Origin of the sequence: Erythrobacter sp. KY5, from assembly GCF_003264115.1 — a bacterium.
In the GTDB taxonomy this organism is placed as follows: Bacteria; Pseudomonadota; Alphaproteobacteria; order Sphingomonadales; family Sphingomonadaceae; genus Erythrobacter.
Genome location: NZ_CP021912.1, coordinates 2,442,305 through 2,457,480 on the forward strand (window position 1 = coordinate 2,442,305; position 15,176 = coordinate 2,457,480).

Genomic DNA, 15,176 nt, shown 5'->3' on the forward strand with positions numbered 1-15,176 from the left:
ACGCTCACAGACATTCCACAAGGATGAGGCGCTAGCCATGCAGAAAATTCAGGTCAAAAACCCGGTTGTCGAACTCGACGGCGACGAGATGACGAAGATCATCTGGCAGTGGATCCGCGAAAGGCTGATCCTGCCCTATCTCGACGTTGACCTGAAGTATTACGACCTCTCGGTCGAAAAGCGCGACGAGACCGACGACCAGATCACCATCGATGCAGCCAACGCGATCAAGGAATATGGCGTTGGCGTGAAATGCGCCACGATCACCCCTGACGAAGCGCGCGTTGAAGAATTTGACCTCAAGAAAATGTGGAAGTCGCCCAACGGCACGATCCGCAACATCCTTGGCGGCGTGGTGTTCCGTGAACCGATCGTGATCGACAACGTCCCGCGCCTCGTACCGGGCTGGACTCACCCGATCGTCGTCGGCCGTCACGCATTTGGCGACCAGTACCGCGCGACCGACACGCTAATCCCCGGACCGGGCAAGCTGCGCATGGTCTATCACGGCGATGACGGGACCGAGATCGACCTCAACGTCTTCGACTTCCCGAGCGCCGGCATTGCCATGTCGATGTACAACCTCGACGATTCGATCCGCGACTTTGCGCGCGCTTCGATGAATTACGGCCTCGACCGCAAATGGCCGGTCTACCTGTCGACCAAGAACACGATCATGAAAGCCTATGATGGCCGCTTCAAGGATCTGTTCCAGGAAGTGTTCGACGCCGAATTCGCCGACAAGTTCAAGGAAGCCGGCATCACCTACGAACACCGCCTGATCGACGACATGGTCGCATCGGCGCTGAAGTGGTCGGGCAAGTTCGTCTGGGCCTGCAAGAACTACGACGGCGACGTTCAGTCCGACACCGTTGCGCAAGGGTTCGGATCGCTCGGCCTGATGACTTCGGTCCTGATGACGCCCGATGGCAAGACTGTCGAAGCGGAAGCCGCACACGGCACCGTCACCCGCCACTATCGCCAGCACCAGCAAGGCAAGGCAACCTCGACCAACCCGATTGCATCGATCTTCGCCTGGACCCGCGGCCTTATGTATCGCGGCAAGTTCGACGATACCCCCGACGTGGTGCGCTTTGCCGAAACGCTTGAGCGCGTGTGCATCGAAACGGTCGAGAACGGCCAGATGACCAAGGACCTCGCTCTGCTCATTGGTCCGAGCCAGAACTGGCTCACCACCGAGCAGTTCTTCGAGGCAATCGTGCAGAACCTCGAAAAGGAAATGCAGAGCTGGGCCTGATCCGCGTCCACCACTGGAACAACGCCCGCATTGCGGCGTAGCATCAGGGCGGCCTCTCTTTTGGAGCAGGCCGCCCTTTGTGCATTTGGAGACAAGCCTAAATGACCCAGACCCGCAGTAAGGCCCGGCTTGAAGTCCGGCAGGCCAAGCTTAAGGACGTGCGCGCCATCGGTGATCTTGTGCGCCGCGCCTATGACGACCTGCCCGCTTACACGCAGGGCGAGATTCGCGGGCAGATCAACAATTACGCCGAAGGCTGCTTCGTCGCGAAACTCGATGGTGAGATCGTGGGCTACTGCGCCTCGATGCGGCTCGACGAGAAGGTCGCTCTCTCCGATCACACATGGGACGAGGTCACCGGCAACGGCTTTGGATCGCGCCACGATCCCACCGGCGACTGGCTCTATGGTTACGAGTTGTGCGTCGATCCCAATGTTCGCGGGAGCCGTCTTGGACGCAGGCTTTACGAAGAACGGCGCGCGCTTGCCGAGCGGCTCGACCTCACTGGCATCGTGTTTGGCGGGCGTATGCCGGGATATGCGCGGGCCAAGCGTCGCAAGACCAACCGGGCGGAGAACCCGCAGGAATATCTCGACCTGATCCTCGAAGGGAAGGTCCACGATCCTGTCCTGCGCTTCCAGCTCGCAAACGGGTTCGAACCTGCCGGCATCCTTCCCAAGTACCTGCCCGAGGACAAGGCAAGCCGCGGCAATGCGGTTCGCATGGTCTGGCGCAATCCTTACGTCGATGCCGACGCGCCCAAGAAGCACCGCCTGCCCCGCGATGTAGAGGGCGTGCGCATCGCGACCTGCCAGCTTCAGGCGCGCGCCGTCGCCGATTTCGACGAGTTCATGAAGCAGGTGGAATATTTCGTCGACGTCGCCGCCGACTACGAAAGCGACTTCATCGTCTTTCCCGAACTGTTCACGCTGATGCTTCTCAGCGCCGAGGAGGACGAACTCAGCCCCTTGGAAGCGATCGAGTGCCTGTCGGAATACACGCCGAAAATCCGTACCAAGCTTTCCGAGATGGCGCTCGCTTACAACATCAACATCATCGGTGGATCGCATCCCACGCGCATGCCCGATGGCGATATTCACAACGTCGCCTATGTGTGCCTTCGCGACGGGTCGATCTACGCGCAGGAGAAGATTCACCCCACGCCTAACGAGGCGTACTGGTGGAACATCAAGGGTGGCGACAGCATCGATGCAATCCCCACCGATTGCGGTCCTATCGGCGTCCTCATCTGTTACGACAGCGAGTTTCCAGAGCTTGCCCGCCGCCTTGTCGATGAAGGGGCGCGGATCATTTTCGTGCCGTTCTGCACCGACTCACGCCAAGGCTACATGCGGGTGCGCTATTGCGCGCAGGCCCGCGCTATCGAGAACCAGTGCTATGTCGTCATGAGCGGCAATGTCGGCAACCTGCCCAACGTCGCCAATATGGACATCCAGTACGCGCAAAGCTGTATTCTCACGCCTTGCGACTTCCCCTTCGCCCGCGATGGTATCGCAGCCGAGGCATCGGAGAACGTGGAGACGCTAACCATCAGCGACGTCAATCTCTCAGACCTGCAATGGGCCCGCGCAGAGGGCACGGTGCAGAACCTCGCTGACCGGCGTTTCGACCTCTACCGGATCGAGTGGGACAAGCGCGTTGGCAATATTTCCGATCCACTTGGCGAAAAAGTCGATGCGCCTGCCGCTTCTGCGAGCGGGTCAAGAGGGCACGGTGGCGGATGACAGCCTCCCTCGACGCGGGTAAGTTCTAGACATGGCAGGCGAACTTACCATGTCCCCGGTGATGCAGGATGCGCTGGTGATCCTCGGATCGGCAGGCATCGTCATACCCGTTTTCGCCCGCTTCCGGATCACGCCGATCATCGGGTTCATCCTGATCGGCATCCTGGTGGGTCCATATGGGCTCGGGTCGCTGGTCGATCAGTTTGAGTGGCTTCGATACGTCTCGATCTCCGACCCGGACCGATTAACGCCCTTCGCCGATTTCGGCATAATCCTGTTGCTGTTCGCCATCGGGCTGGAGCTTTCGTTCAACCGCCTGTGGCAATTGCGCAAGCTTGTCTTCGGGCTCGGCAGCCTAGAACTGCTCATCATCGGCAGCATTTCGGCGGGCTTCTTCGGCTATGCGAGCGGCATGGCCACCGAGGCCGCGCTCGCGCTGGGCTTTGCGCTCGCCTTCTCTTCGACCGCTATCGTGCTGCCGATTTCTGGCACGAAAAGCCCGGTGGGACGCGCGGCGCTCTCGATGCTTTTGTTCGAGGACATCATGATCGTCCCGATCATCTTCATCCTCGGAGCCCTTGCTCCGACGGCCTCCGGCGACAGTGTAGGGGATCTCACCAACACCCTGATCCAGGGCGGGATCGTCATCCTCGTGCTGCTGGTCGTGGGCCGTTTCGCCCTCCCCAGCCTGTTCAGTCAGGCCGCGCGGACGAAAAGCCCGGAGCTGTTTCTCGCCGCATCCATGCTGGTCGTCATTGGCGCAAGCCTTGCCACCGCCGCCACCGGTCTATCGCCCATCGTCGGCGCGCTGATCGCAGGCCTGCTGATCGCGGAGACCGAATATCACGGCGAAGTCGAAAGCATCATGGAGCCGTTCAAGGGCCTCGCGCTTGGCGTGTTCCTCATCACCATCGGCATGAGCATCGACCTGCGCGTAATCTGGGCCGACTTTGGCACGATCATGGGCGCGGTTGTCGGTGTGCTGGTGTTCAAGGCAGTGGTCACCGGCGCGCTTTTGCGCATGATGGGCGCGCGGCGTTCGACCGCCGCTGAGACAGGCGTGCTGATGGCGAGCCCTTCGGAAACGACCCTGATCGTTCTCGCTGCGGCGACCAGCGCCCTTGTCGTCGATGCAGAGACCGCACAATTCTGGCAGATCGTGACGGCAATCGGTCTCACGATCACCCCGCTCCTTGCCAAGCTTGGCCGGGCCATCGCGCGCCGGGTCGAGGCCGTCCCCGACCTGCCCGACGATGACGATGGCGAGCCGCGCACCATCATTGTTGGTGCAGGACGCGTGGGAAGGCTCATCGCCGATATGATGAGCGCCCACGACCAAGCCCATGTGCTGATCGATTCCGACCCGGACGTGGTCGATGCGGCAAAGCGCAAAGGATACCGGGTCATGTTCGGCGACGCGGCCCGCGGCGACGTGCTCGCCCGCGTCGGCATAGACCGTGCGCCAGCTCTGGTGTTCACGATGGACGAACCGGTCCTCGCACAGCGTCTTGTCGCCAGACTGCGCGCCGATCATGCCGAATTGCTGATCGTGGTGCGCGCCCGCGACACCGACCACGCAGCCCAGCTTTACCGTGCCGGGGCAAGCCATGCGGTGCCCGAAAACCTCGAAAGCTCGCTGCAACTCTCCGAAGCCGTGCTGGTCGATATCGGCGTCGCCATGGGTCCGGTGATCGCGTCCATCCACGAAAAGCGCGATGAGTTTCGCGAGCAGCTCGAAGTGGACGGGGGGCTCAAATCCCCGCCGAAGCTAAGGACTTCGACAGTCGAAAATTGAACCAAGCGGGCGGCTCGGGGGTATCTGATATAGATACAGGAGAAATATGATGACCAAGGACGTCGACCCCACCAAGCCCACGCCAAACGATGAAAAGTTCAAGCCGCAAAATGTACAGGACCCCTTGAAGGATCGGGCACCGACCGATCAGGGACGCGGCCACCCCGGTGATACCGGCGGGAACGATGTCGAACAGGGCAGCAGCGGCGTGACGAAGCAAACGCCCGCCGCGTAACGCTTACGCGCTTTCCAGCATGGATTTGACCGAGGCGATGGCCTCGGCGGCTTTTGAGCCGTCGGGGCCTCCGCCTTGCGCCATGTCCGGACGACCGCCGCCGCCCTTCCCGCCAAGCGCTTCCACGCCTGCGCGCACCAAGTCGACCGCGCTGAACCTTTCGGTCAGATCATCGGTGACGGCGGCTGCGATGCTTGCCTTACCATCGTTCACGGCGACAATCGCAGCAACGCCGGTGCCCAACCTCGCCTTGGCCTTATCGAGAAGCGGGCGCAGTTCCTTGGGATTGAGGCCGTCGAGAACCTGCCCACTGAAGGCAACGCCAGCAACTTGTTCATCAGTCGACGCAGCACCGCCGCTTCCCGATCCACCGCCACCAAGGGCAAGTGCCTTCTTCGCTTCGGCCAGCTCCCTCTCAAGCCGCTTGCGCTCATCGAGCAAGGCCGCGACGCGCGCCGGGACTTCCTCGGGCGTTGCGCGAATTGCGCTAGCTGCGGACTTCAGCGCTTCCTCGCGCGCGACCAGCCAGCTGCGCGCAGCATCGCCGGTGAGCGCCTCGATCCGGCGCACTCCCGAGGAAACCGCCCCTTCTGACACGATCCGGAAAAGGCCGATATCGCCTGTCGCGTTCACGTGCGTGCCGCCGCACAGCTCGACCGAGTAATTGCGGCCGCTGCCGCCCGCGCGGCCCATCGACAGAACGCGGACTTCGTCGCCATACTTCTCACCGAACAGGGCGAGTGCACCTGCCTCGACCGCATCGTCGGGGCTCATAAGGCGTGTCGCCACGGGCTCATTCGCGAGAATTTCGGCGTTCACCTCATCCTCGATCGCGGCAATGTCTTCAGCTGACAGCGGCTTGGGGTGTGAGAAATCGAAACGCAGGCGCTCTTGCGAGACAAGCGAACCCTTCTGCGTCACGTGATCGCCGAGCTGGTTGCGAAGCGCCGCGTGGACGAGGTGTGTTGCTGAGTGGTTGGCACGGATTTGCGTGCGGCGCTCGGCGTCGACATCAAGCTGCACATTGTCACCCACGGCAATCTCGCCAGCGGTGATTTTCGTGCGGTGTGCGTGCAACCGGCCAAGCGGCTTGTTGGTTTCGATGACTTCAGCCGCCAGCCCACCGGGCGTGCTGATCGAACCGGTGTCGCCCGTCTGGCCACCGCTTTCGCCATAAAAGGCTGTCTGATTGGTCAGGACGACGACCTCTTCACCCGCAGACGCGCGTTCGACTTCCGCACCATCCTTGACGAGCGCGACGACCGTGCCCTCGCCCGAGGTTGCGGCGTACCCTATAAATTCGGTCGCGCCTTCGCGCTCTGCAATGTCGAACCAGATTTCGTCCGAGGCCGCTTCGCCCGACCCTTTCCATGCAGCGCGCGCGGCCGCTTTCTGACGGGCCATGGCACTTTCGAAGCCTTCGCGGTCGACGCTGATTCCCCGCGCGCGCAGCGCGTCTTCGGTGAGATCGTACGGGAAGCCGAATGTGTCGTAGAGCTTGAACGCTGTCTCGCCGTCTAGCTCACCGCCATCGGACATCGATCCAGTCGCCTCGTCGAGGAGCTTCAACCCCTTGTCGAGCGTTTTGCGGAACTGCGTTTCTTCGCGCAGCAGAACCTCTTCGATCAGGGCTTGCCCGCGCTGAAGACCGGGATAGGCCTGACCCATCTCGGAGACGAGCGAGGGCACGAGGCGATGCATCAAGGGCTCGCTTGCGCCCAGCAGGTGGGCGTGGCGCATCGCGCGGCGCATAATCCGGCGCAGCACATATCCGCGCCCCTCGTTTGACGGCAGCACGCCGTCGGCCATCAGGAACGAGGTCGAACGAAGATGATCGGCAATCACGCGGTGCGAGGCGGTGTTCTCGCCGGTCGCGGGAACCTCGGTCAGGTTCTCCGATGCCGCGATGAGCGCCTTGAATGTGTCGGTGTCGTAGTTGTCGTGAACGCCCTGCATGACGGCGGCGATGCGTTCCAGACCCATGCCGGTGTCGATCGAGGGGCTTGGCAGGTCGCGGCGCGTGCCGTCGGCGGCCTGTTCGAACTGCATGAAGACCAGGTTCCAGATTTCGATGAAGCGGTCGCCGTCTTCATCAGGGCTGCCGGGAGGGCCGCCGGGAATGTGGTCGCCATGATCGTAGAAGATCTCTGAGCAAGGACCGCAGGGGCCGGTATCGCCCATCGACCAGAAATTATCGGCGGTTGCGATGCGGATGATGCGCTCTTCCGGGAGGCCGGAAATCTTGCGCCAAAGGTCGAAGGCTTCGTCATCGGTGTGATAGATCGTCGCGGTCAGCTTCTCAGGCGCAAGTCCCCATTCTTTCGTCAGCAGGGTCCAGGCGTTGAGAATAGCCTGTTCCTTGAAATAGTCGCCAAACGAGAAGTTGCCGAGCATCTCAAAGAAGGTGTGGTGGCGAGCGGTATAGCCGACATTGTCGAGATCGTTGTGCTTGCCGCCCGCGCGCACGCACTTCTGCGAGGATGTTGCGCGTGGCCCCGGAGGTGTCTCCAGACCGGTGAAGACGTTCTTGAACGGAACCATACCCGCATTGACGAACATGAGCGTCGGATCGTTATGCGGGACGAGCGGCGCGCTTTGCACCTCGACGTGATCTTCATTCGCGAAGAAGTCGAGAAAGGAGCGGCGAATATCGTTGGTCGAAGTCATGCACTGGCAGTTAGGCAATGCTTGCCGAAGCGACAAGCGAAAGGAGCGCTTCATTCCCCATTCGGGTCATCCCTGTTGCAGCACCGCCCATCCTGCGAGAAAGTCGGGAAAGGGCGGTGAGATGCTGCACAACGAAAAACCGGCGCGGACCTGTCGCTCCTGATGATCAGGAGCAAGGCACGCGCCGGTATTCCGTTTCTCCGGGCGGCGGGACCATCTGCCCGCACTTTGATCCGCCCCTCCCTCGTGAAAGCCGAGGTTTTCAACAGGGCGCCCGCTTGAGGATCAGCTGTCGGTATCCGCGTCCGGGCCCGTCATCATTTCCTCGGCAACCTCGTCGGTTTTACCGCGGATGGCGGCTTCCAACTTGTCGCAAACTTCAGGGTTTTCCTTGAGGTAGACCTTCGCATTCTCTCGGCCCTGGCCGATGCGAACGCTGTCATAGGAATACCAGCTGCCCGATTTCTCGACGATGCCGGCCTTCACACCAAGATCGAGAATTTCGCCGATCTTCGAGATGCCTTCGCCATACATGATGTCGAACTCAACCTGCTTGAACGGCGGGGCGACCTTGTTCTTGACCACTTTCACGCGGGTCGAGTTGCCGATCACCTCATCGCGGTCCTTGATCTGGCCTGTGCGGCGAATGTCGAGGCGGACCGAGGCGTAGAACTTGAGCGCGTTACCGCCCGTCGTCGTCTCAGGGTTGCCGTACATCACGCCGATCTTCATGCGCAGCTGATTGATGAAGATCACCATGCACTTGGAACGGTTGATCGACCCGGTCAGCTTGCGCAGCGATTGGGACATCAGGCGCGCTTGCAGGCCGACGTGGGAATCGCCCATTTCGCCTTCGATTTCTGCGCGCGGGACAAGCGCCGCGACCGAGTCGACCACCAGCACGTCAACCGCGTTCGAGCGGACCAGCGTGTCGGTAATTTCGAGTGCCTGTTCGCCGGTGTCGGGCTGCGAGACGATCAGTTCGTCGATATCGACGCCCAGCTTCTTCGCATAGACCGGGTCAAGCGCGTGCTCGGCATCGACGAAGGCCGCCGTACCGCCAGCTTTCTGTGCCTCGGCAATGCAGTGCAGTGCGAGCGTCGTCTTGCCCGAGCTTTCCGGGCCATAGACTTCGATCACGCGGCCTTTGGGCAGGCCGCCAATGCCAAGAGCAATATCGAGGCCAAGCGATCCGGTCGAAATCGATTCAACCTGCATAGCCTCTTTCGAGCCCAGCTTCATCGCCGAACCCTTGCCGAATGCGCGATCGATTTGTGCAAGAGCGGCGTCGAGCGCCTTTTGACGGTCCACGTCTTTTTCCTTCTCTACGAGCTTAAGATTGGTAGCCATCGCATGCACTCCTTCGCTTGCCTAGGGCCGATTAGCGAGTTTTAACCAGCCGGTTGGAGATGCCCATTGAGCGTCCCCTGTTGGAGTGGATGTATACGGTTTGTTCCATAAGAACAAGAGTGGAACAGAACTTTTTTCCACCACCCCGCGAACGGACAGGAAATCAGGCGTCCTGCGCTGCCTTGGCCGCCCTCATGACTTCGCCGACCTTGTCGCTGATCGCGGCCACGCTGAACGGCTTTGGGATGAAGTGCATGTTGGGAATGTCGATATCCTTGCGCAGCGATTCCTCCGCATAGCCGGACATGAAAAGCACAGGGATATCAGGACGCGCCTTCCTGATTTCGCGCACCATCGCAGGTCCGTCCATTCCAGGCATCACCACATCGCTGACGACAAGGTCGAAACCGTCCTCGCCCTCGATTGCGGCGAGCCCCTCTTCCCCGCCTGCGCACGGTGTGACCTGAAATCCGGCGCGGGACAATGCGCGTTCCGCGACCACGCGGACCATGTCCTCATCCTCGACCAGCAGGATTTTGCCGCCGACCGACCATTCCGAGGACGCCTCGCTGACAGGAGCGATCGGCTTGCGCGGTACCTCGCCCTTGTGGACGGGGAAATAGATCGTGAAACGCGCTCCCTTTGGCCTGCCGGCGGCGTCGGTCGCGTTGTCTGCGAAGATGAAGCCGCCCGATTGCTTGACGATCCCATAGACCGTGGAAAGGCCAAGGCCCGTGCCCTTGCCCTGCTCCTTCGTGGTGAAGAACGGCTCGAACAGTTTGGGCAGAACTTCGGTCGGGATGCCGCCGCCATTATCCTCGACTATAAGCACGGTGTAATCGGCAGGCGGCAAAATCTCAGAACCCAGCTTCACGACCTGGTTGGATTCGAGGCTGCGGGTCAGAAGCGCAATTCGACCCTGACGCTTTCCGCCCAATGCGCGCCCTTGAGCAATATTGGAATTGATCGCATCGCGCGCATTGACCGCAAGGTTCATGATGACCTGCTCAAGCTGCTGAGGGTCTGCGCGCACCGCGCCAAGGTTGCGGTCGTGCTGAACGTAATAGTCGATCTTCTCGCCAAGCAGCCGCTTGATAAGGGGGCTTACCTCGCTCACCACGTCGGGCAGTTGCAGGATTTCCGGACGCAGGGTCTGCTGGCGCGAGAAGGCGAGCAATTGCCGTGTCAGCGATGCGGCGCGGTTGGAGTTGGCGCGGATCTGCTGGATGTCGTCATAATCGCTGTCGCCCGGCGTGTGGCGCAGCAGCATGAGGTCGCAGGTGCCGATGATCGCGGTCAGCACGTTGTTGAAATCGTGTGCGACACCGCCTGCAAGCTGGCCCACCGCCTGCATCTTGGTCGCCTGCGCAACCTGTCGCTTGAGCTGGTTCTCCTCGCTCGAATCGGCAAGGCTGAGCAGCACCGCCGCCTCGCCCAGCCCGCGCACTCCGGCAAGGCCCATGGACACCGGCTCTTCAGGGCTGGAAGTCAGACGCACGGCCATGTCGCCGCTGGCCGCTGGGCCGCGTCCGTGGCGGCGCACGGCGTCCGAAAGCGCGCCCTTGTCCTCTCGCACCACGAGATCGGTCGGGAACGGCGGAAGACCCCGCCCCTCTCGATTGACCGAGCGCAGGAAAGCCTCGTTCCCGAACAGGAAGCGCCCGTCGCGGTCGGCCATCGCGAGGCCGAGCGGCAATTGCGAAAGCAGCGCTTCAAGCTGAGCGACGCCTGCCTGTGACGCGCCGTCCCAGCCGGTTCCGATGCCAACGCCGCTATCGACAAGCAGCATCATCGAAAGCCCCTCGTCCGGTCCAGGCGTAATCCCTGCAAGTCCCGGCTCGCTCAGCGGCACGTCGATCAGGGTCTGCGGTGTACCGCTGCGACCCTCGCGCGCAAAAAAGATGCGATCGCGTTCGTCGGCGCGGAGCAATGCGACGAACTCCTGACCGGCAAGCGTGGCGGCATCGTCACCCGAAGCGCGCTCTGCGAACCCGGCGCTGACCGAACGGATGATGCCGTCGGGACCGGTGATCGCGGCCTCGATCCCGGCGCGGCTGAGCATGGCGCCAAACGGCCCGGCGAGGTCGATCTGGGCAAGCGGATCGTTTGTCGCAGCGATGATCGGGACAAAGCGCCAGATAAGATGATCATCGCCCCGCCCGGCTCGCACCGCAGTGACCGAAAATTCCCTGCCGTCCTGACTATCAAGCGACGCCAAAACAGCATTGCCATCGCGCCATGCCTCGCGCGCGAGCTTGCTCATGGCTTCGAGTTCGGGCCGGTCCAGCGGGAGCGCCGGCGGGGCGCTTTCTCCGCCAAAGGCGTTGGTAAAGGCGCTGTTGGCGCAGACTAGCCGGTTTGCCCTGTCGGTGATCGCGATGGCTTCAGACGCGCGTTCGTCCACTGCGCCGCCGCTTGCCTCTATCGCCGCGACGGTTACCGACCAGTCCGGCGCAGATATCTCGGTCTTTGACGGTTCCGACGAGTAGCGTTCGAAGGCAAAGGCGGCGGCCAGAAGCACGATCAGGCCCGCCGCATATGCAGTGCCGACGACCCAGTCCCCGCTGACGAGGAACACCGCAAGCGCGCTCAGGAACAGCCCTGCGCCCACTCCTGCAAGCAGAAGCGATGGCGAGGATTTTGACGCAATGTCGGTGCTGGGGGATTTCACGCTTGGTACGGCTCTTCGTAGATTGTCGGCTGCAAAGTGGGCGCGAAACGCCCGTTTCAATCGGCTTTCCAGCCTAGTTTGCGTCAGCGCTCAGGTCGAGCCGCCCGCCATCACTTTCAGCCGTTTTGCCCGCTTGCGTGCAACGATAAATCGCCAGATAGCGCCGGAGATGAGATAACCGATCGCCGATGAAACAACGGCGAGCACGACAAAGCCTGCAACGGTCACTCCGGCAAGTTCGAAAAAGTCGACGAAGGACGCCCACCAGGTCGAACCCTTTGCGCTCGCCACTTGCGCTGCGGCGGCGTCGATCTTGAGCACGAACGTGCCCACACGATTCGCGACCACCGCCCAAAACGCGATGGTGAACGGGTTGGTGACGAAGGTCACCGCCGCTGCGAGCGGCACATTGGCCCTTGCAGGCAGAGCGAGAAACGCGGCGAGGAAGATCTGCCCGACCGGCAGAATGAATGCGCTGAACAGCCCCAGCGCCACCCCGCGGGGAACCGACCGCCTAGTAAAACGCCACAGTTCCGGCGACAGGAAACGAGGCGCGATGGGGGCAAGATATCTGCTACGCGCCATTTCCTCGCGGCTTGGCATGTAGCGCGCAAGCGTGTGCCCTATCCAGCGAAACGGGCGCTGGAAGAAGCTGGGGGAGGAGGTTCGCTGACTGCTCATGACGATGGGCGCGCCTTGGCCTGCGTTTTCACGCAGTGCAAGCGCCCTTCGCTCAAGTGCAGATTAGCCACCATGATCGCCATATGGGTAGCAACAGGCGTCTGACCAATGGGTGAACTGGTGCAATCGGTAATTAACCGGGCCGCTGCGCGTTCGGCGGCAATCACGTGCGGTCGCGCATGATCCTTGCCTTGTCGCGCTTCCAGTCGCGCTCCTTGATGGTCGCACGCTTGTCATGCGCCTGCTTGCCCTTGGCAAGAGCGAGCTCAACCTTCGCGCGCCCATGTGCATTAAAATAGATCGACAGCGGGACGAGCGTCATGCCTTTCCTCTCGACCGCACCGAACAGCTTGTTGATCTCGCGTCCGTTGAGCAGCAATTTTCGCGGGCGGCGCGGTTCGTGGTTCAAGCGGTTGCCGTGGCTGTATTCCGGAATGTTCGAATTGATCAGCCAAACCTCTCCATCGCGCACCTCGGCATAGCTTTCGGCAATCGTCGCCTCGCCCGCGCGCAGGGCCTTTACCTCGGTCCCCTGCAACGCAAGGCCGGCTTCGAACTTGTCCTCGATTGCATAGTCGAAGCGCGCGCGGCGGTTTTCCGCGACGGTTCTCTGTTTGTCGAAAGTCTTTGGTTTGAGCCGTGCCATGGTGGCAGGCGAGATAGGCGCGCAACTTGCGCTTGCCAAGCGCAGGTTTTCCGGCGCATCAGGCGGATCGAGGGGCAGGTCAGACAATGGACACATCTGAAGTGAAAGCTTTCGAACTCGGCGGAGAGACCATCGCGCCGGGGACCGAGGCAGATATCGGCCTGCCCATCACGACGATGGCGACCGGCTATTCCTCGCAGCTTGCGGTGCGCGTTCTGCATGGGGCCAAGCCGGGGCCGACTGTTTTCCTCAGTGCGGCGATCCACGGCGACGAGATTGTCGGCACGGCAATCATCCAGCGGATCGCCAACCAGCTTTCGCCAGAGAAGTTATCCGGCACGCTGATGCTGGTGCCGGTTGCGAATATCTACGGCTTTCTCACCCACACGCGCTATTTGCCCGACCGGCGCGATCTCAATCGCTCGTTTCCGGGCAACGCCAACGGCTCGCTCGCGGGGCAGGTCGCCAACGTGTTCTTCAGCGAAGTCGTGAGCCGCGCCTCGCTCGGCATCGACATCCATACCGCGGCCGTCCATCGCTACAACCTGCCCCAGATCCGCATTGCTGCGGGGGACAAGAAGCTGGTCGAGCTTGCCATGGCCTTTGGCCCGCCGGTCATTATCGAGAGCCCTCTGCGCGACGGTTCGCTGCGCGCGCTCGCCGCCAGGGAGAACGTGCAAATGCTCCTGATGGAAACGGGAGAGGCGCTTCGCTTCGATCGCTTTTCCATGGAGACCGGCGTTGCAGGCATCATCCGGGTGCTCGCGCATCTCGGGATGATCGAAGCCGACGACGGCCTTACCGAAGTTGCAATCCCCGCCCGCTCGAACAAGACGCAATGGGTCCGCTCCCCGCGCGGGGGAGTGACGCACCGGATGCGCAAGTCGGGCGATGCCGTGAAGAAAGGCGATCTGCTCGCAGCCGTCGCGGGTCTGTTCGGGGAAGAGCCGCTGGAAATCCTGAGCCCCACCGACGGCATCATTATCGGCCACGCGACGCTCCCTGTCGTTCATCAGGGCGATGCTCTGTTTCATATCGCCCATGTCGATCACCCCGAACGCGTCGGCGCCCGGATCGAAGGCCTCGCCGATGCGATCTATGCCAGCGAACCCGAAGGCTTTGCCGAAACGCTGCTGGACGAGGACGAAGTGCTTTAGATCAATCCCGCATGCTCAAGCGCCGCGTCCACCGCTTTGCGCGATGCCTCGCTAGCCTCGACGATGGGCAGGCGCACGGAGGGCGAAAACCAGTCATGCACGCGGCTCAGTGCGTACTTTACGGGAGCAGGCGATGCGTCTGAGAACATCGCATAGTGGAGCGGGAACAGGCGGTCATTCAGCTCACGCGCTTTCTTGAGGTCGTTCGCGGCAATCGCTGCGTGGAATTCCGAACACAGCGCAGGTGCAACATTGGCCGTCACCGAAATCGCCCCCCTGCCCCCGGCGGCCGAATGAGGCAGCCACAATTCGTCATTGCCCGAAAGCTGGCAAAACTCGCGCCCGATCCCCATGCGATGATCGGCAACCCGCGATAAGTCGCCTGATGCGTCCTTGATCGCGATGATCTGTTCGGGGAACATTCTGACCAGTTCGACGACCGTTTCGTCCTCGATGTCCGTCACCGTCCGGCTCGGCACGTTGTAGAGCACGATCGGAAGGTCGCAATTTTCGGCAAGGTAGCTGAAATGCGCGATGAGCCCCGCCTGGCTTGGCCGGTTATAGTAAGGCGCCACGCACAGGCCCGCTGCCGCGCCCGCTTTCTTCGCAAAGTTCATGTGAAGCGCGGCGTTGCGCGTGTCGTTCGATCCGCAGCCGGCAATCACCGGAACGCGCCCAGCGGCCTGTTCTATGCACACCTCGATCACGCGGTGGTGCTCTGCATTGGATAGCGTCGAGGCCTCTCCGGTCGTGCCGCAGGGAACAAGTCCCGAGCTGCCGTTTTCTATTTGCCAGTCAACCAGTTTGCGAAACGCGCTTTCATCAAACGATCCGTCGCGAAAAGGAGTCGCCAGAGCCGGAATGGAGCCGCTGAACATTGTAATCTTCCTGTATGACACAATAACTTAAAAGCTGGGGCAATCTTCATCACCCGAGTAATCCTGTTAAGCGCCTGATAAGGAGCCAATCCG

The 15,176-nt window shown here is 61.7% G+C and carries 11 protein-coding genes; 5 read left to right on the forward strand and 6 right to left on the reverse strand.

The genetic code is table 11. The features are described from left to right. The first annotated feature begins 37 nt into the window (after nt 1–37). The 4 genes from CD351_RS11610 (at nt 38) to CD351_RS11625 (ending at nt 5,033) form a co-directional block, all read left to right on the forward strand. Complete coding sequence (locus CD351_RS11610) at nt 38–1,258, forward strand: NADP-dependent isocitrate dehydrogenase (RefSeq protein ID WP_111992790.1); 1,221 nt, start codon at nt 38–40, stop codon at nt 1,256–1,258. Nucleotides 1,259–1,359: 101 nt separating this feature from the next. Further along, nucleotides 1,360–3,003, forward strand: coding sequence for a bifunctional GNAT family N-acetyltransferase/carbon-nitrogen hydrolase family protein (locus CD351_RS11615; RefSeq protein ID WP_111992791.1), 1,644 nt, complete (start codon nt 1,360–1,362; stop codon nt 3,001–3,003). Between the two features lie 31 nt (nt 3,004–3,034). Then, nucleotides 3,035–4,798: a cation:proton antiporter gene (locus CD351_RS11620; RefSeq protein ID WP_111992792.1), complete on the forward strand. Its 1,764-nt coding sequence runs from the start codon at nt 3,035–3,037 to the stop codon at nt 4,796–4,798. Between the two features lie 49 nt (nt 4,799–4,847). Then, a complete protein-coding gene (locus tag CD351_RS11625) occupies nt 4,848–5,033 on the forward strand; it encodes a hypothetical protein (RefSeq protein ID WP_111993733.1) in 186 nt (61 codons plus the stop codon). 3 nt (nt 5,034–5,036) lie between these two features. On the opposite strand, the gene alaS is transcribed toward CD351_RS11625, so the two are convergent. From alaS to smpB, 5 genes are all read right to left on the reverse strand, one after another. Continuing rightward, nucleotides 5,037–7,700 carry an alanine--tRNA ligase gene (alaS, locus tag CD351_RS11630; RefSeq protein ID WP_111992793.1) on the reverse strand — a complete coding sequence of 888 codons (2,664 nt, stop codon included), beginning with the start codon at nt 7,698–7,700 and terminating at the stop codon, nt 5,037–5,039. A 285-nt stretch (nt 7,701–7,985) separates the two neighbouring features. Further along, a complete protein-coding gene (gene recA, locus CD351_RS11635; protein WP_111992794.1) occupies nt 7,986–9,050 on the reverse strand; it encodes a recombinase RecA in 1,065 nt (354 codons plus the stop codon). A gap of 163 nt (nt 9,051–9,213) precedes the next feature. After that, nucleotides 9,214–11,721: a response regulator gene (locus CD351_RS11640; protein WP_369880329.1), complete on the reverse strand. Its 2,508-nt coding sequence runs from the start codon at nt 11,719–11,721 to the stop codon at nt 9,214–9,216. A 90-nt stretch (nt 11,722–11,811) separates the two neighbouring features. Beyond that, nucleotides 11,812–12,402: a DUF2062 domain-containing protein gene (locus tag CD351_RS11645; RefSeq protein ID WP_369880331.1), complete on the reverse strand. Its 591-nt coding sequence runs from the start codon at nt 12,400–12,402 to the stop codon at nt 11,812–11,814. 163 nt (nt 12,403–12,565) lie between these two features. Next, nucleotides 12,566–13,048: an SsrA-binding protein SmpB gene (gene smpB, locus CD351_RS11650; RefSeq protein WP_111993735.1), complete on the reverse strand. Its 483-nt coding sequence runs from the start codon at nt 13,046–13,048 to the stop codon at nt 12,566–12,568. Between the two features lie 86 nt (nt 13,049–13,134). Here smpB and CD351_RS11655 point away from each other — a divergent pair, with 86 nt between their 5' ends. Continuing rightward, on the forward strand, nt 13,135–14,205 hold the full coding sequence (locus CD351_RS11655) for a succinylglutamate desuccinylase/aspartoacylase family protein (RefSeq protein ID WP_111992796.1): 1,071 nt from the start codon (nt 13,135–13,137) through the stop codon (nt 14,203–14,205). On the opposite strand, the gene dapA is transcribed toward CD351_RS11655, so the two are convergent. After that, nucleotides 14,202–15,083 carry a 4-hydroxy-tetrahydrodipicolinate synthase gene (gene dapA / locus CD351_RS11660; protein WP_111992797.1) on the reverse strand — a complete coding sequence of 294 codons (882 nt, stop codon included), beginning with the start codon at nt 15,081–15,083 and terminating at the stop codon, nt 14,202–14,204. The two genes, CD351_RS11655 and dapA, sit on opposite strands and share 4 nt — an antisense overlap. Between the last annotated feature and the right edge of the window lie 93 nt (nt 15,084–15,176).

Coding starts and splice junctions, on each gene's coding strand:
- CD351_RS11610 (WP_111992790.1), top strand. CDS start 38: ATGCAGAAAATTCAGGTCAAAAACCCGGTTGTCGAACTCGACGGCGAC.
- CD351_RS11615 (WP_111992791.1), top strand. CDS start 1,360: ATGACCCAGACCCGCAGTAAGGCCCGGCTTGAAGTCCGGCAGGCCAAG.
- CD351_RS11620 (WP_111992792.1), top strand. CDS start 3,035: ATGGCAGGCGAACTTACCATGTCCCCGGTGATGCAGGATGCGCTGGTG.
- CD351_RS11625 (WP_111993733.1), top strand. CDS start 4,848: ATGACCAAGGACGTCGACCCCACCAAGCCCACGCCAAACGATGAAAAG.
- alaS (WP_111992793.1), bottom strand. CDS start 7,700: ATGACTTCGACCAACGATATTCGCCGCTCCTTTCTCGACTTCTTCGCG.
- recA (WP_111992794.1), bottom strand. CDS start 9,050: ATGGCTACCAATCTTAAGCTCGTAGAGAAGGAAAAAGACGTGGACCGT.
- CD351_RS11645 (WP_369880331.1), bottom strand. CDS start 12,402: ATGAGCAGTCAGCGAACCTCCTCCCCCAGCTTCTTCCAGCGCCCGTTT.
- smpB (WP_111993735.1), bottom strand. CDS start 13,048: ATGGCACGGCTCAAACCAAAGACTTTCGACAAACAGAGAACCGTCGCG.
- CD351_RS11655 (WP_111992796.1), top strand. CDS start 13,135: ATGGACACATCTGAAGTGAAAGCTTTCGAACTCGGCGGAGAGACCATC.
- dapA (WP_111992797.1), bottom strand. CDS start 15,083: ATGTTCAGCGGCTCCATTCCGGCTCTGGCGACTCCTTTTCGCGACGGA.